29 protein-coding genes and 1 pseudogene are annotated in these 22,330 nt (G+C 46.5%); 9 read left to right on the top strand and 21 right to left on the bottom strand.

Annotated features, from left to right (window positions below; all coding sequences use genetic code 11):
- Window positions 1-156 precede the first annotated feature (156 nt).
- From ACJB0T_RS19870 to ACJB0T_RS19855, 4 genes and pseudogenes are all read right to left on the bottom strand, one after another.
- Window positions 157-294 (bottom strand): annotated as a pseudogene (locus tag ACJB0T_RS19870) (chitinase); the annotation flags it as partial.
- Window positions 295-614: 320 nt separating this feature from the next.
- Window positions 615-1,700 carry a rod shape-determining protein RodA gene (gene rodA / locus ACJB0T_RS19865; protein ID WP_479290921.1) on the bottom strand — a complete coding sequence of 362 codons (1,086 nt, stop codon included), beginning with the start codon at window positions 1,698-1,700 and terminating at the stop codon, window positions 615-617.
- Entirely contained in the window at window positions 1,694-2,440 is a 747-nt protein-coding gene (locus ACJB0T_RS19860) for a DedA family protein (protein WP_479290923.1), read from the bottom strand. The genes rodA and ACJB0T_RS19860 overlap by 7 nt, the downstream gene beginning before the upstream one ends.
- Before the next feature lie 52 nt (window positions 2,441-2,492).
- Window positions 2,493-2,864: a hypothetical protein gene (locus ACJB0T_RS19855; RefSeq protein ID WP_479290925.1), complete on the bottom strand. Its 372-nt coding sequence runs from the start codon at window positions 2,862-2,864 to the stop codon at window positions 2,493-2,495.
- 281 nt (window positions 2,865-3,145) lie between these two features.
- Here ACJB0T_RS19855 and ACJB0T_RS19850 point away from each other — a divergent pair, with 281 nt between their 5' ends.
- The gene (locus tag ACJB0T_RS19850; protein WP_479290927.1) at window positions 3,146-3,547 is read left to right on the top strand and encodes a DUF2061 domain-containing protein; all 402 of its coding nucleotides are present in this window, start codon (window positions 3,146-3,148) and stop codon (window positions 3,545-3,547) included.
- Window positions 3,548-3,719: 172 nt separating this feature from the next.
- Window positions 3,720-4,550 (top strand): transposase, encoded by an 831-nt coding sequence (locus tag ACJB0T_RS19845; RefSeq protein WP_479290929.1) that lies wholly within the window; start codon window positions 3,720-3,722, stop codon window positions 4,548-4,550.
- A 79-nt stretch (window positions 4,551-4,629) separates the two neighbouring features.
- Here ACJB0T_RS19845 and ACJB0T_RS19840 read toward each other — a convergent pair whose 3' ends face one another.
- Complete coding sequence (locus tag ACJB0T_RS19840; RefSeq protein ID WP_479290931.1) at window positions 4,630-4,800, bottom strand: hypothetical protein; 171 nt, start codon at window positions 4,798-4,800, stop codon at window positions 4,630-4,632.
- A 275-nt stretch (window positions 4,801-5,075) separates the two neighbouring features.
- Between ACJB0T_RS19840 and ACJB0T_RS19835 the strand changes: the two genes are divergently transcribed.
- Entirely contained in the window at window positions 5,076-5,417 is a 342-nt protein-coding gene (locus ACJB0T_RS19835) for a hypothetical protein (RefSeq protein ID WP_446647264.1), read from the top strand.
- Between the two features lie 226 nt (window positions 5,418-5,643).
- Here the strand turns inward: ACJB0T_RS19835 and ACJB0T_RS19830 are convergent, their stop codons facing one another.
- The 3 genes from ACJB0T_RS19830 to ACJB0T_RS19820 form a co-directional block, all read right to left on the bottom strand.
- On the bottom strand, window positions 5,644-6,144 hold the full coding sequence (locus ACJB0T_RS19830) for a DUF3332 family protein (protein WP_479290933.1): 501 nt from the start codon (window positions 6,142-6,144) through the stop codon (window positions 5,644-5,646).
- A gap of 328 nt (window positions 6,145-6,472) precedes the next feature.
- The gene (locus ACJB0T_RS19825; protein WP_479290935.1) at window positions 6,473-7,819 is read right to left on the bottom strand and encodes a magnesium transporter; all 1,347 of its coding nucleotides are present in this window, start codon (window positions 7,817-7,819) and stop codon (window positions 6,473-6,475) included.
- A 298-nt stretch (window positions 7,820-8,117) separates the two neighbouring features.
- Entirely contained in the window at window positions 8,118-8,924 is an 807-nt protein-coding gene (locus ACJB0T_RS19820; RefSeq protein WP_479290938.1) for a crotonase/enoyl-CoA hydratase family protein, read from the bottom strand.
- Window positions 8,925-9,201: 277 nt separating this feature from the next.
- On the opposite strand from ACJB0T_RS19820, the gene ACJB0T_RS19815 reads away from it, so the two are divergent.
- Together ACJB0T_RS19815 and ACJB0T_RS19810 are read left to right on the top strand one after the other, a co-directional pair.
- Entirely contained in the window at window positions 9,202-9,480 is a 279-nt protein-coding gene (locus ACJB0T_RS19815) for a hypothetical protein (protein WP_479290940.1), read from the top strand.
- Between the two features lie 215 nt (window positions 9,481-9,695).
- Entirely contained in the window at window positions 9,696-9,935 is a 240-nt protein-coding gene (locus ACJB0T_RS19810) for a hypothetical protein (protein WP_479290944.1), read from the top strand.
- 78 nt (window positions 9,936-10,013) lie between these two features.
- Here the strand turns inward: ACJB0T_RS19810 and yihG are convergent, their stop codons facing one another.
- From yihG to ACJB0T_RS19755, 11 genes are all read right to left on the bottom strand, one after another.
- Complete coding sequence (gene yihG / locus ACJB0T_RS19805) at window positions 10,014-10,898, bottom strand: 1-acylglycerol-3-phosphate O-acyltransferase, YihG family (RefSeq protein ID WP_479290945.1); 885 nt, start codon at window positions 10,896-10,898, stop codon at window positions 10,014-10,016.
- 204 nt (window positions 10,899-11,102) lie between these two features.
- Window positions 11,103-11,609: a phosphatidylglycerophosphatase A gene (gene pgpA, locus ACJB0T_RS19800; RefSeq protein WP_112462109.1), complete on the bottom strand. Its 507-nt coding sequence runs from the start codon at window positions 11,607-11,609 to the stop codon at window positions 11,103-11,105.
- Window positions 11,606-12,577 (bottom strand): thiamine-phosphate kinase, encoded by a 972-nt coding sequence (gene thiL, locus ACJB0T_RS19795; RefSeq protein WP_479290947.1) that lies wholly within the window; start codon window positions 12,575-12,577, stop codon window positions 11,606-11,608. Before thiL ends, pgpA begins: the two co-directional genes overlap by 4 nt.
- Before the next feature lie 90 nt (window positions 12,578-12,667).
- Window positions 12,668-13,135, bottom strand: a complete 468-nt coding sequence (nusB, locus tag ACJB0T_RS19790; RefSeq protein ID WP_353496797.1) for a transcription antitermination factor NusB — start codon at window positions 13,133-13,135, stop codon at window positions 12,668-12,670.
- Window positions 13,135-13,605 (bottom strand): 6,7-dimethyl-8-ribityllumazine synthase, encoded by a 471-nt coding sequence (gene ribH / locus ACJB0T_RS19785; RefSeq protein ID WP_004741508.1) that lies wholly within the window; start codon window positions 13,603-13,605, stop codon window positions 13,135-13,137. Before ribH ends, nusB begins: the two co-directional genes overlap by 1 nt.
- A 175-nt stretch (window positions 13,606-13,780) precedes the next feature.
- Window positions 13,781-14,890 (bottom strand): bifunctional 3,4-dihydroxy-2-butanone-4-phosphate synthase/GTP cyclohydrolase II, encoded by a 1,110-nt coding sequence (gene ribBA / locus ACJB0T_RS19780; RefSeq protein WP_353496798.1) that lies wholly within the window; start codon window positions 14,888-14,890, stop codon window positions 13,781-13,783.
- Window positions 14,891-14,966: 76 nt separating this feature from the next.
- Window positions 14,967-15,620 (bottom strand): riboflavin synthase, encoded by a 654-nt coding sequence (locus tag ACJB0T_RS19775; protein WP_353496799.1) that lies wholly within the window; start codon window positions 15,618-15,620, stop codon window positions 14,967-14,969.
- Between the two features lie 3 nt (window positions 15,621-15,623).
- Window positions 15,624-16,733 (bottom strand): bifunctional diaminohydroxyphosphoribosylaminopyrimidine deaminase/5-amino-6-(5-phosphoribosylamino)uracil reductase RibD, encoded by a 1,110-nt coding sequence (gene ribD / locus ACJB0T_RS19770; protein ID WP_353496800.1) that lies wholly within the window; start codon window positions 16,731-16,733, stop codon window positions 15,624-15,626.
- Between the two features lie 36 nt (window positions 16,734-16,769).
- Window positions 16,770-17,219, bottom strand: coding sequence for a transcriptional regulator NrdR (gene nrdR / locus ACJB0T_RS19765; RefSeq protein ID WP_042496919.1), 450 nt, complete (start codon window positions 17,217-17,219; stop codon window positions 16,770-16,772).
- A gap of 82 nt (window positions 17,220-17,301) precedes the next feature.
- Window positions 17,302-18,075 carry a tRNA pseudouridine(65) synthase TruC gene (truC, locus tag ACJB0T_RS19760; protein ID WP_479290953.1) on the bottom strand — a complete coding sequence of 258 codons (774 nt, stop codon included), beginning with the start codon at window positions 18,073-18,075 and terminating at the stop codon, window positions 17,302-17,304.
- Window positions 18,072-18,368 (bottom strand): YqcC family protein, encoded by a 297-nt coding sequence (locus ACJB0T_RS19755; protein WP_479290956.1) that lies wholly within the window; start codon window positions 18,366-18,368, stop codon window positions 18,072-18,074. Before ACJB0T_RS19755 ends, truC begins: the two co-directional genes overlap by 4 nt.
- A gap of 135 nt (window positions 18,369-18,503) precedes the next feature.
- On the opposite strand from ACJB0T_RS19755, the gene ACJB0T_RS19750 reads away from it, so the two are divergent.
- Both ACJB0T_RS19750 and ACJB0T_RS19745 read left to right on the top strand, forming a co-directional pair.
- Entirely contained in the window at window positions 18,504-19,553 is a 1,050-nt protein-coding gene (locus ACJB0T_RS19750; protein WP_479290958.1) for a DUF3549 family protein, read from the top strand.
- Between the two features lie 9 nt (window positions 19,554-19,562).
- A complete protein-coding gene (locus tag ACJB0T_RS19745; protein ID WP_112462101.1) occupies window positions 19,563-19,862 on the top strand; it encodes a DUF3301 domain-containing protein in 300 nt (99 codons plus the stop codon).
- On the opposite strand, the gene ACJB0T_RS19740 is transcribed toward ACJB0T_RS19745, so the two are convergent.
- Window positions 19,753-20,331 (bottom strand): GNAT family N-acetyltransferase, encoded by a 579-nt coding sequence (locus ACJB0T_RS19740; protein WP_479290960.1) that lies wholly within the window; start codon window positions 20,329-20,331, stop codon window positions 19,753-19,755. The two genes, ACJB0T_RS19745 and ACJB0T_RS19740, sit on opposite strands and share 110 nt — an antisense overlap.
- An 828-nt stretch (window positions 20,332-21,159) precedes the next feature.
- On the opposite strand from ACJB0T_RS19740, the gene ACJB0T_RS19735 reads away from it, so the two are divergent.
- Together ACJB0T_RS19735 and ACJB0T_RS19730 are read left to right on the top strand one after the other, a co-directional pair.
- Window positions 21,160-21,447: a hypothetical protein gene (locus ACJB0T_RS19735; RefSeq protein ID WP_479292299.1), complete on the top strand. Its 288-nt coding sequence runs from the start codon at window positions 21,160-21,162 to the stop codon at window positions 21,445-21,447.
- Window positions 21,440-21,913 carry a YaiI/YqxD family protein gene (locus tag ACJB0T_RS19730; RefSeq protein WP_479290962.1) on the top strand — a complete coding sequence of 158 codons (474 nt, stop codon included), beginning with the start codon at window positions 21,440-21,442 and terminating at the stop codon, window positions 21,911-21,913. Before ACJB0T_RS19735 ends, ACJB0T_RS19730 begins: the two co-directional genes overlap by 8 nt.
- A gap of 79 nt (window positions 21,914-21,992) precedes the next feature.
- On the opposite strand, the gene ACJB0T_RS19725 is transcribed toward ACJB0T_RS19730, so the two are convergent.
- Window positions 21,993-22,330, bottom strand: a 338-nt coding sequence (locus tag ACJB0T_RS19725; protein WP_495292927.1) for a hypothetical protein, incomplete at its 5' end; no start/stop codon positions are given.

The following is a 22,330-nucleotide window of genomic DNA, read 5'->3' as shown; positions in this document are numbered from 1 at the left end:
CCTAGGTATTTCAATACAGCTTCCTTATCGTGAACATCCACCTATTATGCGCGAAGTTTATCGATTTAGATTCATCAAGCCAAGTCTAGGCTAAAAAACAAACCGACCTCTTGGGCCGGTTTCATTTATTCTCTATGAAGACTACTTCTTGAGCAGTTCTGACATAGTCCAGCCACCAAATGACGGTAGGATTTTCAGTTCTGGATGACTCTGTTTAAGCTGCGCGAGTTGAGCAAAGTACCCTTGATAATTAACATCAACATCGACCTCACCAAATTCCACTTCTAGTGCTAATTTTACTGAAAACAATTGTTTTTACACAACAATTATCGACAGTAATTAGAAGGTTCGCCGCGCTGAGTTCGCTTAATAAAGCGATGATTGTCAATAGGTTGGAAAGTTTTCGAGCGAGCTATCAGTAAAGCTAAGAGACAATAAAGACCCAGCATTCTTCATGCCTACTCACTCACAAAATGTCACTGGCCTATCACCGCAAAAAGTCTCGGTCATTGGGCAATGTCCGAGTATCCCGCTTTGATTGGTAACTGGTCCTACGTTTATTGACTCTCACTCAAGCGCCTTCTTTTTAGTAAGGCGCTTTTTCTTACCTCAAATTAATCGTAACGCGATGTCGCTCGGCAGAGGGACATAATGATCCCAAAACACACCCCCTGAGTGATCATTGCGGTGCCACCATAGCTAAAAAACGGTAGCGGGCTGCCCATGACAGGTAATAGACCACTGACCATACCGGTATTGATAAACGCGTACAAAAAGAAGCTGAGCGCTAGTGCGCCGCATACCAAACGGCTATAAGCATGGTGACAATGGCAAGCAAGCCACAATGCTCTTAGCGTAATGAACAGATAGAGCGACAGCAGCAAAACACAACCAACAAACCCCCACTCTTCCGCAAACGCAGAGAAAATGAAGTCAGTGTGACTTTCAGGAATAAAACCTAATGAGCTTTGAGTAGCGTTCGTCCAGCCTTTCCCTATCACCCCACCAGAACCAATAGCAATATGGGACTGGATAATTTGATACCCCGAACCGAGCGGATCGCTTTGCGGATTCAAGAACTGCAAAATGCGTTTCTTTTGATACGTTTCTATCACAAAGAACCATAGCAAAGGCGCAGAGGTTGCTACTAAAGCGACAAATCCTCCGATGATCTTCCAACTCATGCCAGCAAAATAAAGAACAAACAGCATGTAAATCACGCCAAAGATTGCCCCATCCAGGTCTGGCTGAATAAAGATTAGACCCGCAGGGATGGCCGTCATCAAAATAGCCGCAATCAGTCGCAAGCCACTTGGCCTAGTACCTTCCCTTTGAATAAACCAAGCCACCATCATTGGAATAGCAAGCTTAACCAACTCTGAAGGCTGAAAGCGAACCCCAGCAAGACTGAGCCAGCGCTGAGAGCCATTGCTGCTGTCTCCTGCCAGCACCACGCCGATTAACAGGATAATAGTGAGTAAGTAAAGGTGCGGTGAGAAACGTCGATACTGTTTTGCCGGGATCGAAGCCATGATCAGCACGCAAGTCAGTGCAATGCCGCAACGCATCAAGTGATTGGTCATCATCGCTTCGCTGTAGCCACTGGCACTCCAAATGGTCAGCGAGCCAAGCATCATGATCGAGATAATAGCCAGCAAGATACTAAGGTCGAGCTGAGGAGCCTTAAGATTTTTCAACATGGGATTCTAATCAGAGGTGCTGCCAACGCCTCTTGTGTGTTAACTAGGAAATAGGACGCTATTAAAAGCTTGTTGAGACGACGTTTCTTGTCACCGATAAGCCTGCGCAGGCGCCAGGTCGCAAAGGTGAAGATCGCCGCGCTGAGCGTCGCGACAGGCGCAGCCATCAACACCATAGTGGCAAAACGGCTAATAGGTTCAGGTAAAGATGGTAAGAGGAATCCTACACCGGCTAGCAGAGCAATCCACAAGCTGGCACTGAACCAAGCAAAGTAGTGGAAGCGCTGCACTTCATGCAGTCGAATACCCATCACCATCGGCACCAGACAGCGAACACCAGGGGCAAATCGAGCCATGAACAGAGCAATAAGCCCATGGCGACCCAAAAGGTTATCCACCATCTTCATGTTGCTCTCGGGGACTTTGTTTACCCAGCCTTGGACGACAGGCAGGCGGTTTAACCAGCGCCCTTGTAAATACGCAAGCCAACTGCCCACAGAAGCGGCAATGGTAAGCAGCGCAAATGCGAGAAATGGATTGAGTACACCCACCGCCGACAAGGTACCCATCAGAACCACTATGCTGTCGCATGGCAAAGGCGCAGCCGGCAAAAAACTGCTCTCTAGAAAAATAAATAAAGAGACCAAAACATAGATCAGTACGGCACTGCTAGGCGATAGCAGTGCGTCGAAGTCTTGATGCCAAATTGCTATCAAAACCTCTTGAGTCGCATCCAACATAGACACTCCAAAAGCTTAACAAAATTAGGAAGTTAAATCTTTGAAAGTGTGACTAACGCGAGTGAATGAAACGAAATTGTAGGTTGGACTCTTGCCAACCACCGAGCCTAGGACTGGCAAAGGCAAGGTAGCTTCGAGGAATTGTACAATGAGAGGCACAGAACACAGACCAAAGTGATAACGGCAATACAACAAACCAAGGCAACAACGGCTCATGATGAGACTGTACTTTTTGAGTTGGCACTCTTAATGTCGATACCCGTAGCAGCTGATTATCACCAGCAATATCTGGACTGCGTTCAGGGACGAGCGTCACCGACGGATACAAAGATACACGTTCACCAGAACACTCCACGATGCTACCAAGCAGCAATATCATCAGTAATGTCATCAGTAACGGAGCAAAAAGTATCGGTCGCTTCACGCTAAAAGCCTATGTGTGGGATCTGCTTATATGTACTGCCAAGCGGAGGAAAAAGCAATCAGAAAGTGATTCCCGCTAACCATTGATCATGGCTAGGGGTTCTCTTCTAGTTTAGACGCCATGGCATGACAGTAAAATATAAAATCGGCAATAGCTATAAGCAACTGGCCTATTGATAGGAATAAACTATCAACTAAATAGGAGTAATTTACTTCTGTTACTGAGAATAATTATCAATAATAATCTCATCAACACAGATTAACGTTCATGAGGGTAACGTAATGATCAAGACACTCACTTTTGCAGGTATCCACTTCTCTATCGCGACTATGGTTGCGTTTGCTCTGACTGGAGACTTCTTGCTTGGTAGTCTGGTCGCTATGGTGGAGCCGACGATCAACACTGGTGCGTTTTATCTTCATGAGAAGCTTTGGCAAAAACTGCCTTACCTAAAACGCCGTGAGTCAAAGACTCAAGTGAAAACGGCAAGCTTTGCTGTCATTCACTTTAGCGTTGCGTTTATTGTTACTTATTTACTGACTGGCGATGCCTTTATTGGTGGTCTAATGGCAACCATTGAACCCGCTATTAACTCGATTGCTTATTTTTTCCATGAGCGAGTATGGCAGCGCAACAAACACAACATGGCACCCCTTAGCATCACTAAAGCGGTAACCGCATAAGCCGAAAAATCTTTACCATCCAATAGTGTCAGCACACTCCTATCAAAAGTGCTGACATATTGGACAACGCATCACGAGCAAATCCAATAGGGGTCAAGTCTTGCATTTTGCCTTTCGAAGCTGATCCTTTATAGTAGAACGTTCATACACTTATGAGACGACCCCCACCGTTATGAGCAGACCACTACGAATCGAATACCCAGGCGCCCTCTACTATGTGAACTCGAAAGGCAACGACGGACAGTCTGTTTTTCAAGATCGCGAAGATTTTGAACTGTTCCTTCAAGTGCTCGATCACACCGCAACGCGCTACAACTGGGTGGTTCATAGTTACTGTTTGATGAAGAATCAGTATCACCTACTCCTTGAAACGCCAGATGGCAACTTAAGCATTGGCATGCGCCAACTTAACGGAGTCTACACACAACGATTTAATCAAAAGCATGGTCGCAGTGGACACCTATACCAAGGTCGTTTTAAGTCGATTCTTGTTCAAAGAGACGCACACTTCCTCGATGTCAGTCGCGACATTTTGCTCAGCCCAGTGAAAGCGAATATGGTCGTCGATCCAGAAAGTTATCCGTGGAGCAGTTGGGGCTACCTCAACGGCAGCAAAACTGCACCAGCATGGTTTGTCAGTAAGCCCACACTCGAATCATTTGGCACAGATCGCGAGCAAGCATTAGGCCACTACAAGCAGTTTGTTCTCGAAGGGAAAGAGTGCAACCCTTGGCAGCACCTAAAGCGTCAAATTTTCTTGGGCGATGAGGCCTTTATTCAGCGCCACCTGGCATCGCTTAACGGGGAACTTGGAGAGATCCCAAGCGCCCAACGACGCGCAGCACCGCTTAGCCTGAAAGAATATGAGCAGAAAGCCAACAGCCGAGATGAAGCCATCAGCCTCGCGTTTCGCAGCGGTGGCTACACACAAAAACAGATCGGTGCCCACTTTGGCCTGCACTACTCACGCATCAGTCGAATTGTGTCTAAAGGCCAAGATTAATACCCTCTACCTATTAGACATCTCTGCATTCGCCTTAACTCGACTCTGAAACACAGTTAAGGCGAATGGTCACTACTGACTATCTGGCCTCGCCTCCTTTTTGCCTGCAAGCCGTCATTGGCATTCGAGTTGATTTCCCGTCAATGGTGCAATCCACCAAAAAGCCAATTTTTCCGCTACCTTGACCAGCAACGCTGGCATTTGAGAGCAAGAGTAGCACTCCTATACCAGCTGCAATCATCCATTTCATAACATGTCTCCTTACTTACAAAAGACATATTTAATTATGTATGAGAATGGCAATTTCGCCATGAATGTCACCGCCGGCTACTGGATAAGGCTAGGTACGATCGGAAACGAATTGTGCGATACAGCGCACTTACGACATTTAACTATCTGAATAAATGAACAATTTGTGCATATTGATGGAAGAGTAAGTTAGAATCGGCAGCCTAATAGCAGAGAGTCGGCATTAAGACTGACCCAAAAGGCATATCAGAGTAACAATAGCAGTAAGGTAAATAAATGAATCGAATCGTTCATGTACCCGCGCATTTTTGTGAAGTGGGGAAACATGAAGCTGTCGATTATAGCGATTCTCCCGTTTGGCGAAAAACGGGGTATTCCAAATCGGTAGTGGATAGCGTCCGTCTAGCAGAAGACTTGCAGAAAGCGGTCGCGACACTCAATCATGACGGCTTTGAGGTGGTCTCTATTACCCCAATCACGAGCGGTGACTACGATTATAAAGCGATACTTGAGGCAGGAGGAAGAGGTGAGAATGGTTACGGCGGTTATGGTTATGGCTACGGCTTTAGTTATACCCAAGGATTGATTGTTACCGCCAAGCGCATTCAAGGTCTCTAAACCTTATTAAAAATGTCCAAACACGACTAAGTGTTTCTGCAGAGAAGATTACATACCGAATTTTACATTCTGCCACGCTCTGCTCATCGCGCTTTTTGAACAATGTGTTAACATCTTTTTATACCAATTCGCTCCTTTCCGCATCCTATTAATTGGTAAAAAGGCCGACCGGGATCAGCACCCAGTCGGCCTTTTAGTTTGTTCGTGTTTTATCTAGCTAAGCACATTAAGAAGCTGTCGCGTACTGCTCTAGCTCTTGGTGTGTCGCTGTTGTCACGTACTGACCATCTAGATAGAAATCAACGCTGTCTTGGCCGCTAACGCCGACTAGAGTACGAGCTTTGCTCTCGTCATCCAAAAACTCCATTTGCATTGTGCTGTCGTCCAGCTTTGAAAGCTTCACTGGCGCTGTAGAAAACTTCTTACCTACTTTATGGTTTACTTTAATGTAAGCCTCAGCCGGTGTGTCAGCGACGGCTTTTTTCTTAGTGATAGGGTTCGTACCCGTCCAGAACTCAATAGAGTTCACAACAAATAGGTCAGCAGCCGCGGTGATCGCGTACACTGGCGACATCAAAGTATATAGACCTGCACGCGCGTAACGGTTGTCGACACCTTTTAGGTTCACTTCGTACATGAGTGCACCTGTGGTTGCCATTTGGCCGATACAGCCTGTTAGCATAGTAGACATTAGCGCCGCAGCAATTGTTGTTTTGATCAGTTTCATCACTTAAACACCTATTGCCTGTCCACATATTCAAAGACAAGCAAGTTGATTGAAATCATTAGAAAAACACCAGCCAATACCACTGACGTTTTCATTCTCACCACCAATAAATGGCGCGGGATTATAACTCCAATCCAACAGAGTGCTAGATAGGCAAAACCGGAAAAATAGACGCGTTAACAAAGGCGATCAAATTCGCCAATATCTGGATTAAAACGAGGATAAAACTAACTTTTTATTCAATGATTTACGTATGATTCGTTTTTTTGTAGGCCAGCTGATGAGATCACCAGCTGGTTACAAAAAAGCAAACTAGGCCAGCCTTTCCCTACAACAGCACCAAACTTGCCGTACCTAAGAAGGCGAAAAAGCCGACGACATCAGTTACTGTGGTTAGGATAACCGAACCTGCCAGAGCCGGATCAAGGTCGAGTTTATCGAGAATTAATGGAATCAACACCCCAAACAAGGCTGCGGTGATGATATTAACGACGATCGCCAGAGCAATCGTGCCGCCGAGCAGTGGCGATTGAAACCACAGCCCAGCTACGGCGCCAATAACCAAAGCCCACAGCAGGCCGTTAATCGCGCCAATACCAAGCTCATTTTTAATTAGCGCAAACCGGTTTCCTGAGGTGATCTGATTAAGCGCCATAGAACGCACCATCAAAGTCAAGGTTTGGCTGCCTGCAATGCCACCCATAGATGCCACAATAGGCATCAGAACCGCCAGTGCGACCACTTGCGCGATCACATCTTCAAACAGACCGATCGTTACAGAGGCAAGAATAGCAGTGAGCAGATTAATACCGAGCCACACACCACGTTTTTGTGAGCTTTTTAGAATCGGCGCAAACAGGTCATCGCCTTCGTCCATACCGGTACCCGCCATAAGGCGCGTCTCATAGATTTCACGCTGAGTACTTAGTGCAAACTTCCAATCGATCTCACCTAGCAATCGCTTACGCTCATCAAGGACAGGAAGCGAGGTAAACGCAGAGCGCTCCATTGCATCGACAGCCTCAGCGAGCTCCAACGTGGCACTTAACGTACTCACATGCTCCAGCACTAAGGACTTAATGCGTGTCGATGGCTCTGCACCGACCAACTCAGCGTATTCGACCATACCGCGAAAGCGGTGTTGCTTATCAATCAGATAAACGTAACCCGATGGCTCATGGGTGTACTTATCCACCAGCACTTTGGCACGGGCAACGGAAATATTAAATGGCAGTGCCACTACTTTACGCTCAACCCAGCGACCCAACTCTTCTTCTTGGTATTCATTCGCAAGATCGTAAAGCTCTAGCTCTGCAGGCTCTAGGAGGGAGATGGCCTCTTCGATGATCTCGTCAGGCAGTGAGTCTGCCCATTCAATCAAAGATAAGTTGTCGAGCTTAGCAAGGGTAAGCTTTAACTCGGTTTCTGATAGAGCATCGAGGATCGATACACGCACTTCACCACGAGACTCGGTAAGGACATCAATGTGGCTTTCGAGCGGCAGTTCACGCCAAAGCCTAACCCTCTGTTCAATGGGAAACGCTTCCAGAATAAGCGCAATCGATGCGGCGTCTAGACCTTGCTCGATATATTGATTGAGGATCTGTGGCTGCTGCGTGTCTTCGGCCTGTGAGATTTGATCGATGTGAATTGAGAGATCTTGAAATTCGCTCACTAAGGGCTCCCTGAAACCATTCGCGTTAATAGAGTACCCTCTATCATAGCGAATAGGTCATAGAGCCACATTCACAATATTGATAAATATGAGCAATTGTTCGTCGAACAAACCATTTTGATTACTGATCAGTCCATTGAAAGACGATATCGCCCTGATACAAAAATTGACTCTCAACCTGTCACTCTCATTAGAGTGAAACGCAGTTTATGGCACAAACTCTCTAACATCAAAGAGCTTTACCGCTCCCAAGAATGCGGCGAGCCGCTTGTCGTCCACTAATGTTGGGATGACAACATTACCAATAACGCTGCCTAGGCTGAAACTCAGGCGGCGTTTTTTTTCTTAATGCACTTTGCATCCGCCCAAAGTTCCTTCCTAACATAATGCGTATTTGACTGTAGGTTTCATAGGCCAATAGCTTCCAGGCGGGCGCTGTCCAATATCGAGTGTACATGTGCTTCATCGCTGCGTTTACATCCGGAGACATACGTTTTACTTTGTTTGCTAGCGCTTGGGCTGCCTCTAATGGCTCTTCGCAGACCTCTGTTACCAATCCATATTTTAACGCTTCTTTCGCTGACAACTCTTGACCACAGATAGAGATAAGCATCGCTCTGTCCTTAGGCATTACTTCACGCAGGGCAATAGAGCCAGCCATGTCCGATGTTAACCCCATCTTTGATTCCATAATGGATAGATTCGCCTTTGGCGAGCAAATACGAAAGTCAGCTCCAAGCGCAATTTGCATCCCTGCGCCCCAGCAGTAACCGTCGATTGCCGCAATGACAGGGACTGATAATTTGCGCCAGTTACTGCTCACCTGTTGAGCTCGATTGGACTGACCCGGCCACCATTTGAACAACAATTTCGCCGCATTGCTTTTATTGGTCATCATGGATTTAAAGTCGAGACCCGAACTAAAGTTGTCCCCGGACCCCGTTAAAATCACCGCTCTGAGCTGGCGATCTTTACGTAGCGCACGACTCACGTGAATCAGCTCTACGAACATCTCCATATCGACACCATTAAGCTTATCAGGGCGATTCAACGTCACAGTCACCACATCCTCTGTGCGGCTGACTTTGATCCTTTCGTAGTCCATCGTTATTCCTTTATTTTGCTGACTTTTTCATCAGTGTAGTGAGGGCTGGCAGAAGCGTTAGAATATTTACTCAATAATGAGAACCCCATCGTGTATAACACTGGCCTTATTTACGCATTATGACAAAACCCCAACCGAATGTGATGTCTGACCAAAACTGATCATACAATCTCTTATTTTTTCGATGTCGCTTACGTTATTGAGCTGTGTTACTTGTTTTGAGCATTTCGCGTGATTGAATGAAAGCGTTAGATTGGATGAATAGGAAGTAGAATCCATGATTAAGGAAAATCAGCAAAAACCTCACAACCACTCGGCCACAGTGATCAAATATCAGGACAGCGATCCATGGTGGTTTAGTGTCTTGTTAGTCGCGTTTACCTACCTATTGCTAGCCTTTGTGCTCCCAGATCAATTGTCTAAAGGTGATCAAGATACCGCTGCCTTCATTGACACTGTAAGTCGTTTTGCACTCCCCATTGCGATGACATGGTATATTCCTTCACTGGTAACACGAGCCAAACAACTTATCATTAGCAAAAGACAGTACGCTTAAGAATTAGACATTTGTCACTTTTAACGGAGGATGCTTAATTCATCCACCAAAAGTTTATTTTTTCACCTAATAGGCAGAACTTCTCAGGTTTACAGACAGTTAGCTCTAGCACGTTATATACACCTATAAAATGTGAGCAAGATCACCTTGATCGTGCTTTTTCATGGTGTTATCGTGGCTTTGATGACGAAAATATGACCACAAAGGAGTGTGCTTTGCCCAATATTCAAGTGAGCCGTTGGCGTGTTGAATCTTGCCCTAAAGCATTAGAGCAAAAAATCATCTCTGCCGTCGCCTACAAGGAAATGAAGGGAACTATTTCTGATTTTGAGTTGTGTCAAATATTCGGAGAAACCGTTTGGAAGAGCGGTGAGGATTACCATACTCATGCAGTCTCGGTGTTAATTAACGAAGCCGAAAAGTGCTGCAAAGTGATACCTAGACAGTTTGCTTAACTGTTTTAGTCGCAATACAAAGGTCTACCCTTGGGTAGACCTTTTTTGTATCTGGCTTTGTTATCTCTGATACGGGGCTTAGCTCTGAGAATAAATCGTTTCTAGTGTCTCATCTTTACGCTTCCAGACATCATTGAGCCAATTGTGGAAACGGCGCTTGAATACTTTGTCATTAAAGTAATCACCATTAAGATTTTCATCCATTTGATAGACATCTATCTTAACCACTACTTTAGTGAGTTTACCTTTCAACAAGTCCTTAAACGGATCTTCGCGGTTTTCTGGATACGCTAGTGTAATGTCGACGACACCATCTAAAAGGTGATTCATTGCATTAAGTGTGAACGCAACACCACCTGTTTTTGGCTTCAACAGATGTCTATAAGACGTTTTAACCGTTGCCAATTTTTCTTCGCTGTAACGCGTACCTTCAACAAAACTGATCATAGTGGTAGGTACATGTTCAAACTTCTTACACGCCTTGCGAATCGCATTGAAATCGTCGTTGCGGCGATCTGGGTTCTTGACAAGGTAAGCTTGCGAGTGCCTTTTCATGAATGGCATATCCAGTCCCCAGCACGCGAGGCCAACAAACGGGACATACAATAGGCTCTGCTTAAGCAAGAACTTACACATCGGCATTCTGTTTTTCATAACCGAGGTAATGATAACGATGTCCGCCCAACTGAGATGGTTAGATAGCAGCATGTACCACTGCTCTGGTGTCAACTCGTCGCCACCTTCTATATCCCATTCAATATCGTTGTTCAGGTTAAGTAGCCACAAATTAATCGTTGCCCAAAGCCACATCTGCTTATTCGACAAACTCGTCATCAGAGTCTTAACAGACGCGAGAGGTAGGGCTAATTTAATGATCGAGAATGTGCAAACCACGACAGCCGTGATAGCCGTATTGACCATGACAAGAAAAGAATTAATGAAAAGACGTAGATTGCTAAACATACCAATTGTTACAGAGCGTAAAAGAGGCGGCAATCATAACAACTTTTAACCAAACGTATAGTAAAGCTTTGTCATTCAGATATGGGTTTGTAAAAACCACGAAAATAAGAACTTTAATTACAATAACTTAGCAAGTTACCGAACAACAGTCCTCCGACCAGAAATGAAGAAGCCTTGTGAATACACAAGGCTATACGAGAACGTTTATGCTAGCCAACCAGCAAAATGACCTACTAAGTACAAACAGAGCCCTGCCATAATACCGGCAACGATGTCATCAATCATAATGCCGAGGCCGCCATGCATGCGCTTGTCGAGCCAGCCGATAGGCCAAGGTTTTACCATGTCAAAAAAGCGAAACAGCACAAAGCCTGTGATTAACCACTTCCAATCATCGGCGGGCAGTTTAAGCGCAGGTACAATCGCCATAGTGATCCAAAAGCCAGCGAACTCATCCCAAACAATTGAGCCATGATCATGTACACCCATGTCTTGAGAAGTGACGTCGCAAATTTTGATGCCAATGATACAAGCGATAACCACGGCTATGAGGTAAACGCTTAACGGCAGCTGAACCAGTAACAGGTATAAAGGGATCGACGCGAGTGTTCCCATGGTGCCGGGGATAATCGGCGACAAACCGCTTCCAAAACCGGTTGCTAATAGGTGCCAAGGGTTTTTAAGTGAGATTAAGTCGAGAGGATTGCTCATTGATTTCCCTTAAAATGATCAAAACCGTCGAGTTGCCAGTCAACTGGCGCATCGTCGTTGTGAAGCTCTAAATATTCGGTGCCTGTCAGTTGCCCAATACAGGTAAACGGCGTATTACTTAACGCCACTTCAAGTTGACCGCGATTGGCCTCTGGTACCGTAAAGCATAGTTCGTACTCTTCACCACTGGTCAGTGCATATTGCTGAGCAAGTGCCCGGCTACCGACAAACTGCAGCAGTTCTTTTGATGTCGGAAGCGCTGCAACATTAAGCCTTGCGCCAACCTTAGAGCGTTTCAGAATATGCCCTAAATCAGCCACCAGCCCATCAGAAATGTCGATGGCTGCTGAAGCAATATCTCGCAACGCTATACCCGCTAGTACGCGTGGCGTGGCTTCAAAGTGACGTCGTTGTAGCTCTTGATTGAGGCTGGTATCCGCGCTGATGTTGTTCTCTAAAATCACATCAAGTCCCGCTTTGGCATCACCAAGTTGTCCGGTGACATAGACCCAGTCTCCTGACTGGGCACCATGGCGAGTCAACGCCTTACCTTCAGGTAGTGTGCCTTGAACAGTAAGAGTGATAGTAAGTGGACCTTTAGTGGTATCGCCGCCAATCAGTTGAATACCATAGTAATCGGCAAGCTTAAAAAACGCATTGGAGAAACGCTCTAGCCATGCCGTATTGATTTCAGGTAACGAAATACCCATAGAAACCCAAGCAGGGGAAGCGCCCATGGCCACGAGATCACTGATGTTTGACGCGAGGGCTTTGTGAGCAATTTGCGCAGGATTAGCGTCAGCGAGAAAATGAGTGCCCGCCACTAAGGTGTCGGTACTAATGGCAATATGAGAGCCAGCAGTAGGGGCGACAATCGCACAATCGTCTCCTTGAGCGAGGATCACATCCTTTCGGTTTTGCTGCTTATGAGCAAAGTACTTATCGATTAAACTAAATTCACCAGACATCTTGTCGACTTGGCAACGAAAAGGTGAACAGAGTATATAAAAAAGGCCAGCAAATTGCTGACCTTTTTACGAATAGACAAACGTTGTTTGTTACTTCTTACGAACGTGTGGTGCTGCTTTATCTAGTACACCGTTAACAAACTTGTGGCTGTCTTCTGCAGCGAATACTTTTGCAAGTTCGATCGCTTCGTTAATAACCACTTTGTAAGGTACGTCTTCACGGCGTGTCATCTCGTACATCGCTAGGCGAAGTAGCGCAAGTTCCATCATGTCTAGATCTTGCATTGGGCGAGAAACAAATGGACGTAGCTTGCTGTCTAGCTCCGTGTGATTCAACGCGACACCCGTGAGTAGGTCACGGAAATATACAACGTCAGTCTCTGGCGCAGTCAACGCAGGCTCAGCAGCATGATGTTCTTCTTCATCATACTTACCACCTGATAAGAACTGTTCTTCAACAGTGGCAACATTTTCTTTAGTAATTTGCCAAGAATAAATTGCTTGCAGAGCAAATTGACGTGCATTACGACGTGCGGCTGGTTTCACACTGGCCCCCATTAGGAATCGATTTCAGAAAGAACGTTGATCATTTCAAGCGCGCTTAGTGCAGCCTCTGCACCTTTATTACCAGCCTTGGTTCCTGCACGCTCGATAGCTTGATCGATGGTATCAACAGTCAATACACCAAAGGCTACTGGTAGGCTATACTCCAGAGACACTTGTGCAAGACCTTTATTACACTCACTACAAACATAGTCGAAATGTGGTGTACCGCCACGAATGACTGTACCTAGCGATACGATTGCATCAAACTTACCTGTTTTCGCAACACGTTGAGCAACAAGTGGTAGTTCAACTGCGCCTGGGCAGCGTACAACCGTGATGTTGTCTTCGCTCACTTGACCGTGACGTTTCAAAGTATCGATAGCACCCGATAGTAGGCTTTCATTGATAAAACTATTGAATCGTGCAATTACAATAGCAATCTTTGCGTTCGGTGCTGGGAAGCCACCCTCGATAACTTTCATATGCTTTCCTTATAAACTATGTTCATCTCGCGAGAATCGACGGATTCTAGCACAAGTCATTTATTAATATCTACCGCTAACTTCGTCCAGACAAGGCTTTAGCAAGGTGTCCAAAAGTAGGGCGCAGTCTTGATAACAAAAAGCCTTTGCTTATCAGAAGCAAAGGCTTGATAGGTTACTCTGTGACGTATTCCGTGACCGTCAAACCAAAACCACCGAGGGCATGGTATTTTTTGTCTGCTGATGACAGCAATTTCATTTCATGCACGCCAAGGTCAGCTAGAATTTGAGAGCCCACACCTACGCGGCGAGATGTGCCCTGCTTTTTCGCCATAGTAGGTGCTGTGCCGCTATCTTGCTGTTCGAACATTTTCATCTTGTGAATCAAGAAGTCAGTGCTCTCTTCATTACCCAGTATGACCAGCACACCACCTTCATTGCCAATGCGCTTCATCGCTTTTTCCAGTGTCCAGCTGCGATCTGAGTTACGGTTTGAGCGCAGAATGTCAGTGAACGTGTCTTGCAAGTGAACACGAACCAGTGGCGTGTTTGCCGTCAAGTCACCAGCACACATAGCGTAGTGGATTTGGTTATCGATGGTATCGCGATATGTGACCAGCTCAAACTCACCAAATTCTGTCGGCAAGTGACACGCAGCAACGCGTTCAATCGTTGTTTCGTTGTTGTTGCGGTACTCGATAAGGTCAGCAATCGTACCTAGTTTGATGTCATGCTTTTCAGCAAACACTTCAAGATCTGGGCGACGCGCCATAGTGCCATCGTCGTTTAAAATCTCAACGATCACCGATGCTGGCTCAAGTCCCGCCAGTTTTGCTAAATCGCAGCCCGCTTCAGTGTGACCTGCGCGAGTTAGTACACCACCATCTTGAGCAGCAAGTGGGAAGATGTGTCCTGGCTGAACAAGATCGGCCGCTTTGGCATCTTTCGCAACAGCCGCTTGCACAGTGCGCGCGCGGTCGGCAGCAGAAATACCGGTAGTCACACCTTCAGCGGCTTCAATCGATACGGTAAAGTTTGTGGTGTATTGCGCGTTGTTGTCTTGCACCATAGGAGGCAAACCTAGGTTTTCACAGCGCTCTTTGGTCATGGTTAGGCAGATAAGGCCACGACCATGGGTTGCCATAAAGTTGATAGCTTCAGGGGTAATTTGCTCAGCGGCCATAATAAGGTCGCCCTCGTTTTCACGATCTTCATCATCCATTAGGATGACCATTTTCCCTAAACGGATATCTTCAATGATTTCTTGCGGCGTACTAATTGGCATTTCACGTTCCTGTTATTGCGCTTGTTTTTATCTGGGTTTTGCAATTCTTAGATTTTCGAGAACTAGATTCGCGAGATTAGGCAAAACCGTTTTGTTGTAAGAATTCCATCGTCAGTCTCGACTCAGGCTCAGAGTGAGTCTGCGCTTGAAGTAATCGCTCCATGTAACGAGCCATAACATCGACTTCAAGGTTTACTTTTCGCCCTACCTGGAACTGGTCGATGGTGGTCTCTTCTGACGTATGTGGCACGACAGTTAGCTTAAACGCATCTTTGCGAAGATCGTTCACTGTCAAGCTAATACCATCCACAGTAATCGAGCCTTTTTGGGCGACATACTTAGTGATTTCCGATGGCATCTGTACCCAATACTCAACTGCACGACCGACTTGCTGTCTGTCGACAATCTCACCCACGCCATCGACGTGACCAGAGACAATATGACCACCGAAACGCGTGGTCGGTAACATGGCTTTTTCAAGGTTGACCTTGTCACCCACGCTGTAGTTGGCAAAGCCGGTTTTCTTTAGCGTCTCTAATGATAAATCCGCTTGGTAACTACTGTCAGTGAACGCCACCACAGTTAGACACACACCATTGGTCGCAATACTGTCGCCGAGTTTTACATCGGCCATATCCAGTTTGCCAGCATCAACGGTAACACTGATGTCTTCCCCTTTTGGCGTAATCGCTTTTAGGGTACCAACGGCTTCAATAATTCCTGTAAACATCTTCTATTTCTTTTTTAGCTGTGGCGTGGCAACGATTCGAATATCACTACCCACCATACGAATGTCTTTAATATCGAGATCGATAACCTGTTGCATCGACTCAAGCCCAAGCGCGCCGATCAGTCCTCGGCCATCAGCCCCCATAAGCTTAGGTGCTAAATAGACGATAAGCTCATCGACAAGCTGCTGCTCTATCATAGAGCTCGCCAGAGTTGCGCCCGCTTCCACCCAAACATGGTTAATTTGGTGCTCTTCGGCTAGTACATCTAGCGTTTGGGCAAGGTCTAGCTGCTCGCTTGAACCTGCTGGGATGTTAAGATCGCCACCTTCATGAGCCACTCGGAGGATAACGCCTTCGGTGCTGAACAGTTTTAGATCAGAGCTGAGCTGATTTTGTCTGTCCAATATGACACGAACTGGCTGACGAAGCTCTGTGGAGTCAATCACCGAATGAACTTGGCTTGGCAGTTCATTCCAGCGAACATTTAGAGATGCATTGTCGTCAATAACGGTGCGGCTAGTAGACAAAATAGCGCCAGCTTCAGCACGATACGCCTGTACATCGCGGCGCGCTTCAGCGCCTGTGATCCACTGGCTTTGACCATTAGCAAGTGCGGTTTGCCCATCGAGACTGGCCGCCATTTTAAGCTGAACGAAGGGACGATTGGTTTCCATTTTCTTTAGAAAGCCTCGATTTAGTGCTCGCGCATCTTGCTCCAAGATGCCAACCTGCACTTCAATACCCGCCTCTTCAAGCATGGCAAAACCACGCCCAGCGACTTGCGGGTTTGGATCGGACATGGCACAGACGACTTTCGCGACACCCGCTTTAATCAGCCCTTCGGCACAGGGTGGCGTGCGCCCATAGTGGGAACATGGCTCTAGGGTGACGTACGCCGTCGCGCCCTTAGTTTGCTCACCCGCCATACGCATTGCGTGCACTTCGGCGTGCGGCTCACCCGCTTTCTTATGGTATCCCTGCCCCACAATGACATCATTTTGCGTTATCACGCAGCCGACATTCGGATTTGGAGCAGTGGTGAAGCGGCCTTTCTTGGCAAGGTCAATCGCTAAACTCATCATCTGATAGTCAATAGCGCTAAACTGACTCATAGTAATCCATACCTATCGCTGATTTTGGGGTGGCAGTTAGTCTTCCAAGCGAGCGATTTCTTCACCGAACTCGCGAATGTCTTCAAAACTACGGTAAACAGATGCGAAACGGATATAGGCCACTTTATCCAGCTCTTTCAGCTGAGTCATGACTAGGTTTCCTATCATTTCACTTGGGACTTCACGCTCGCCGGTAGCGCGAAGTTGAGATTCAATATGACTGATCGCAAGTTCAATCGAGTCAGCACTCACCGGACGCTTTTCTAAAGCTCGCTGAATGCCACCGACCATCTTATCCTTGTTAAAAGGCTCACGATTACCATTGGATTTAATCACCTTTGGCATAACCAGTTCGGCGGTTTCAAAGGTGGTGAAACGCTCACTGCACGCCAAACATTGACGACGACGACGCACCTGATGGCCATCGGCTACCAGTCTGGAATCGATAACTTTTGTGTCATTTTCTGAACAAAATGGACAATGCATAACACCTCCTATGGTTTAGACCACAGTTTAGCGAAAATTCACCTATTAAGAAATCCACTATTTAGTCCGTAAAGTAACGTAATTAGGTGTAATCTTGGATTGCGTCACACTCTTGCCAGCCAAATTCACTCATTAGACTCTGCCAAACCGAATCAAACCCTGCTTGAATACGTATTGGCTCGCCAGTAATTGGGTGGTTGAACGCCAAACAAGACGCATGCAACAGCATACGATGGGTATCGTAATGCTCCCTAAACAAGCGATTATGCCGGCCATCACCATGAGTCGTATCACCGACAATCGGGTGACTTAAATGATGCATATGACGACGAAGTTGGTGCTTACGACCCGTCTTTGGCTTCATTTCCATTAAGCAGTAGCGGCTAGTTGGAAAACGACCTGTCGAGTATGGCACTTCAACCTTAGCCAATGGCTGATAGGCGGTGACCGCTGGCTGCGCCTCTTTTTCTTGGTCGGCAAACTTATCGGCAATTTTGTCGAGTTCCACTTTCAGTGGATAGTCTAAAACATCGCCTTGCTCAATCCAGCCACGAACAATGGCGTGATAGGTTTTCTCAATATTGTGCTCGGCAAACATCGGCATCGCTTTCGCTGCTATCTCACTCGAAAGTGCAAATAACAGCACACCCGATGTTGGTCTATCCAAGCGGTGCAAAGGAAAAACGTGCTGACCAATTTGATCACGCAAAGTTTGCATGACAAAACGTGTTTCATTTTTATCTAGCCATGAGCGGTGTACCAACATACCCGCAGGCTTATTCACCGCAATGAGGTACTCGTCTCGGTAGACAATCTCTAGTAGCTCAACCTCTGGCAAAACTGTCGATTCACTCATTTTGCAGCCTCATCTATCTGTTTAAGTACCATTAGAACCTCGGCCAACTCAGGACGTAGCTTCCACACTTCTTCAAAGTATGGCGTGATTTCAAACCCTTTTGGGGTGTCGCCACCGGCCTCAATCAGAGACTCCATTCGTGCAATAAAAATCCATTGCAACCACTCTTGAGGCTCAAGGGTATCGACTGCGAACGGCTGTTGGCTACTCAATGCCTCAGCATCTGGGGCGTGCTGCTGCCAAAGTGAGTGTTTTTTAAGCTGCTGTTTCAGCTCAACAAGTAATAACTTCATAGATCTATCTAGTAGCGCGACGAACTATTTCACGACTTTGCATCATCGCTATTGAAAATGGTCGTCAATGACTTGAAAATTGGCGATAGAATACCATCTATTGTTCTATACCCAAACCGTACTAGGAACCCCTCCATGGAAACCATTCATACTTTGACGGATCTATTGGTCAACAGTGGCTGCCAATATCACATCTACGATATCTCAAGACGCGTACAACTGATTGATAACGATCAGTTTGCTGCCGTCGAGCGCGCTAGTCAGCCTTACCCTTATCCGATTCAAAGACAGGCTCAGTTTGCCATCGCCTACTGGAACGAAGAAAAACAGCCTTGGATTTGGTTCCTTAAATTCCAGCTTGATGAGCGTGGATTACTGAGCCAAGGCGATGTCGGCCAGTTTCTAAAATACGTGCTTGAAGCAATGGGGACACGTCTTGGAAAAGAGATGAGCGAGGAGCAGCAACAAAAGCTGTCAAACAACCCATTTACGTATAAACCAACAGACGACAAGTTAGCTGTATTCCATAGCTTATTAAGAGCTGAACTGGATCTGACCACCAGCCAATACTACCAGCATGCTCGTGAATACTTCCGAGGCGACCTTGGCTGGGACAACTGGCAAACGGTTGGACTGCAAGGCATCACCGATATGGCAGCTAGGCTTGGACGTGATGAAAACGGTCGCTTGATCCGCACTAGCCTGCGTCACCTTGCAAGCGAGCCACGATATGCGCTACTTGGCGCGCTTGAGCATGTGGCGTTGCCAGAAAAGCTCTCTACAACGCTGCGCGAACTTGCTCAATTTGAATGTGAGTCCGATGAGCCGGATCTATTCTTGTTAGCGGCTTATGCTCGGGCGCTATCGGGTGGCAAGCCAGAGCAACTTGAGTCATTGGTGACTGAAATTTTGGCCAGTGCACGTTTGAGTCATCAAGAAGTACTGATTGCCATTGCCGGCCGTGCTTGGCAGCCTCTGACTACCCCAGCCTTAGCCGAGAAGTTCTTGGTACGGCTAGCTCAAACTGGCAACCAAGGCTTGTTTAATCAGTTATTTGCCGATCTGGTTATGATGCCGAGTCTGCGTTTGGTGCTTTTGCCATTGCTGCACTCTAGTCCATCACCAGAGCTCGCCAGCGCACTGGTCGCGCTACAACAGGCGGCAACACAAGGAAAAACTCACTAGGAAGGTGAAATGATAGATAATCTTTTGATGATATTGGCGCTGAGCATGTTCTGCTTTGTATTTTGGCAGCAGCGGCGTCAATCTGAGATTGCTAAGGCGGCGGTGACACGTCGCTGTAAGGAGTTAGATCTGCAAATGTTGAGCGTCTCGTTTGGCGCTCACAGGCTAAGAGATGCCAACGGCCGATTCGGTTGGCACACTATTTATGAGTTTGAGTTTTCAGCGCTTGGTGACGACTATTACCAAGGAAAGCTGGTGATGAAAGGTTTTCATGTGCTGAACTTTCACTTTCCAGCACACCGAATGTAGATTGAAACTGATAGTACGGGCCATGCTCATCTTCCGCTTGTCCGTACTGCTCAAACCCGAGTTTACTCAGCAATCGAATCGAAGAAGCATGGTCAATATCGACGTTCGCTTCGAGCCTGTTAAGTCCTAATGTATGAACGACATCAGGAATAAACGCTTTTAATACCTCTGTTGCAATCCCTTTATTCCAGTATTGCTTATCAAAGATATAGCCTATCTCTCCTTTACCCTCTGCGCCACGCTGAATAAAAATATGCCCCATGTAATCGCGCGTACGCAGATCCAGTGCCGCCATCGCATAGAACTTTGAGTCGCTCAATATGGTTTGAAACAACTGGCGCGCAGTGGCAAGAGTATGAGGACCATTCATGTGTTTACGATTTTTCGCGCACACGTTAAGCATCAGAAAATCCGACTCTAGATAGTCGGTATAGGGGACGAGAATGGTTCTGCGAGTAACTATTGTCATTGACTTCCTTTTCGTAACTAAATACCCAAGAAACCTAATAGAGGCTTTAGACTCTGTGTTCTTTAGATTAAGTGCGACACTTACATGAGAAGTATGAACGTTAGGGTTTATAAATAAGAAAAGCCCCAACACTTGCGTATTGGGGCTATAGTCTTACTCGCAGCAGTCCGGCTACTAAAAATGCTCCATGCATCATCCGTAATAGTGGCTGAATCCGTCAGCTATATCCATTCGTCGCCGTCCTAGCGGTGTCCATCTCATCCAATGACGCTAACCATCCCAGTCAGCTCGCTTCACTTGTTCCTTGAGCGGTGTCCTTGACCATCATCCTGATGGGGTTCCTGCACTCTTCCTGAGTGTATCCATTTCCCTAAAAATCACCGTCCTGATGATTGTTCGCTTCCCGCGCTATCCTAACTTCCGTGCTGGTTACGTTTCCCTTGGTAACCAAATCTTCTTCCTGAAGATGACCTTCCAATGTCATTCCTGTTCCGTGTCAGCATCCTTCCGACAGGTTCTAATTTACCCTAATCGCGATTCTGGACAATCTACCCAATACAAAAAGTTTTGCACTGACGCTGTTAAATTAAGGTTAAATACGATACTAAACAAAAACTTAAGCTCTTTTCCTTCCAATTTTCTGGCGATCTTTTCTCTTTATCTCACAGCTCGTGTGAGAGATCTCGCACAGGGGGTTTCCAAATTGGCTAATGTCTTAGATTCGCGGACCACTGTTAACTAGTGATGCCCGTCACACAAGCTCCGCCTGTACCTCCCCTAGATTCGAAGGTACTATTAATGGAAAGCCTATTTAACGGAATAACCACCATGATTACCAAAGATGTCTCTGCTGAGATTGAAGCTGCAATCAGCTCATTGCACGCCGAGGGAAAAGAGCCGACCGTCGCCCTAGTGAAGGCGCGTTTGAAGACAAAAGTACCTATGCCTGCGCTGATCACTGTGATCAAATCTTGGAAGAGCGGTCAGCACGTACCTAAAGTAGAAATCGCAGCTGAAAAGGCCGAGCAACCTCTAGAGCTAAGAGTGAAAGAATTAGAACAGCAAGTTGCCGCGCTGACTCAGCGATTAGCTGCATTGGAGCAATCTCGTGACTGAATCTTTAAAACAAGCTGTTAAGATCTGGGTCGATGCCGATGCTTGCCCAAAAGTGATTCGAGAAACACTGTGCCGCGCCGCCGAGCGCACTGGCTTAACCTGCACCTTTGTGGCTAACCACACCGTTCCTGTACCAAAGAGAGACAATATCCACTCGCTGACCGTACCTGCTGGGTTTGACATTGCGGACAATGAAATCGTGAAAAGAGTCAACGCTGGCGACTTGGTCATTACGTCTGATATTCCTTTGGCAGATGAAGTCATTACCAAAAACGCTGTGGCACTTAGCCCACGCGGTGAGCTTTACACCAAAGATACGATCAAGGCTCGCCTCAATATTCGTGACTTTATGGACACCATGCGCTCTAGTGGCGTTCAAACTGGCGGACCAGCCCCACTTGGGCAGACAGAGCGCCGCGAGTTTGCTAATCATTTAGATAGATTTCTGGCAAGAGCTACACGATAAAGAGGTCGTGCACGATATGATTGCTAGGCAAGTATCTAGCAATCACTCATCCTCAATTTACATTCTGGATTCATCACCCCTAACTCCGCGCTGCGACAGTACTCAAACATTGTTTCATTCTTTTGTGCAGTCCCGGCTCTAATGAATCCCAGTCAAACTGTTCGATGTGTCCAGCAACGCTTGTACCCTTGAACTTTTCTTTGGTTTCTTTTTGCATCTGCCAATAGTCAGGTGGCGTATCATCCCAGTGCTGATGGTCAGTTCCTCGAAGGTAGCCGTAACAATACAAATACTGCATATAATCTGCGCTAAATGGTTCATCCGTTTGAGCTTCTGGAATCAAGTGAGGCAGGTAACTATGGGTGAGCTTACGGGAGCATAGCTTGCGTAAGCATGTCGAGGTGGCTCTAGCCGAAG

Source organism: Vibrio sp. CB1-5 (genome assembly GCF_059412285.1).
This window is presented reverse-complemented; position numbering and strand designations above follow the sequence as displayed.

Bases quoted from the DNA above. Each gene is read 5' to 3' on its own strand.
- rodA (WP_479290921.1), bottom strand. From the start codon at position 1,700: ATGTTGAAAAATCTTAAGGCTCCTCAGCTCGACCTTAGTATCTTGCTG.
- ACJB0T_RS19860 (WP_479290923.1), bottom strand. From the start codon at position 2,440: ATGTTGGATGCGACTCAAGAGGTTTTGATAGCAATTTGGCATCAAGAC.
- ACJB0T_RS19850 (WP_479290927.1), top strand. From the start codon at position 3,146: ATGATCAAGACACTCACTTTTGCAGGTATCCACTTCTCTATCGCGACT.
- ACJB0T_RS19845 (WP_479290929.1), top strand. From the start codon at position 3,720: ATGAGCAGACCACTACGAATCGAATACCCAGGCGCCCTCTACTATGTG.
- ACJB0T_RS19840 (WP_479290931.1), bottom strand. From the start codon at position 4,800: ATGAAATGGATGATTGCAGCTGGTATAGGAGTGCTACTCTTGCTCTCA.
- ACJB0T_RS19835 (WP_446647264.1), top strand. From the start codon at position 5,076: ATGAATCGAATCGTTCATGTACCCGCGCATTTTTGTGAAGTGGGGAAA.
- ACJB0T_RS19830 (WP_479290933.1), bottom strand. From the start codon at position 6,144: ATGAAACTGATCAAAACAACAATTGCTGCGGCGCTAATGTCTACTATG.
- ACJB0T_RS19820 (WP_479290938.1), bottom strand. From the start codon at position 8,924: ATGGACTACGAAAGGATCAAAGTCAGCCGCACAGAGGATGTGGTGACT.
- ACJB0T_RS19815 (WP_479290940.1), top strand. From the start codon at position 9,202: ATGATTAAGGAAAATCAGCAAAAACCTCACAACCACTCGGCCACAGTG.
- yihG (WP_479290945.1), bottom strand. From the start codon at position 10,898: ATGTTTAGCAATCTACGTCTTTTCATTAATTCTTTTCTTGTCATGGTC.
- pgpA (WP_112462109.1), bottom strand. From the start codon at position 11,609: ATGAGCAATCCTCTCGACTTAATCTCACTTAAAAACCCTTGGCACCTA.
- thiL (WP_479290947.1), bottom strand. From the start codon at position 12,577: ATGTCTGGTGAATTTAGTTTAATCGATAAGTACTTTGCTCATAAGCAG.
- nusB (WP_353496797.1), bottom strand. From the start codon at position 13,135: ATGGGGGCCAGTGTGAAACCAGCCGCACGTCGTAATGCACGTCAATTT.
- ribH (WP_004741508.1), bottom strand. From the start codon at position 13,605: ATGAAAGTTATCGAGGGTGGCTTCCCAGCACCGAACGCAAAGATTGCT.
- ribBA (WP_353496798.1), bottom strand. From the start codon at position 14,890: ATGCCAATTAGTACGCCGCAAGAAATCATTGAAGATATCCGTTTAGGG.
- ACJB0T_RS19775 (WP_353496799.1), bottom strand. From the start codon at position 15,620: ATGTTTACAGGAATTATTGAAGCCGTTGGTACCCTAAAAGCGATTACG.
- ribD (WP_353496800.1), bottom strand. From the start codon at position 16,733: ATGAGTCAGTTTAGCGCTATTGACTATCAGATGATGAGTTTAGCGATT.
- nrdR (WP_042496919.1), bottom strand. From the start codon at position 17,219: ATGCATTGTCCATTTTGTTCAGAAAATGACACAAAAGTTATCGATTCC.
- truC (WP_479290953.1), bottom strand. From the start codon at position 18,075: ATGAGTGAATCGACAGTTTTGCCAGAGGTTGAGCTACTAGAGATTGTC.
- ACJB0T_RS19755 (WP_479290956.1), bottom strand. From the start codon at position 18,368: ATGAAGTTATTACTTGTTGAGCTGAAACAGCAGCTTAAAAAACACTCA.
- ACJB0T_RS19750 (WP_479290958.1), top strand. From the start codon at position 18,504: ATGGAAACCATTCATACTTTGACGGATCTATTGGTCAACAGTGGCTGC.
- ACJB0T_RS19745 (WP_112462101.1), top strand. From the start codon at position 19,563: ATGATAGATAATCTTTTGATGATATTGGCGCTGAGCATGTTCTGCTTT.
- ACJB0T_RS19740 (WP_479290960.1), bottom strand. From the start codon at position 20,331: ATGACAATAGTTACTCGCAGAACCATTCTCGTCCCCTATACCGACTAT.
- ACJB0T_RS19735 (WP_479292299.1), top strand. From the start codon at position 21,160: ATGATTACCAAAGATGTCTCTGCTGAGATTGAAGCTGCAATCAGCTCA.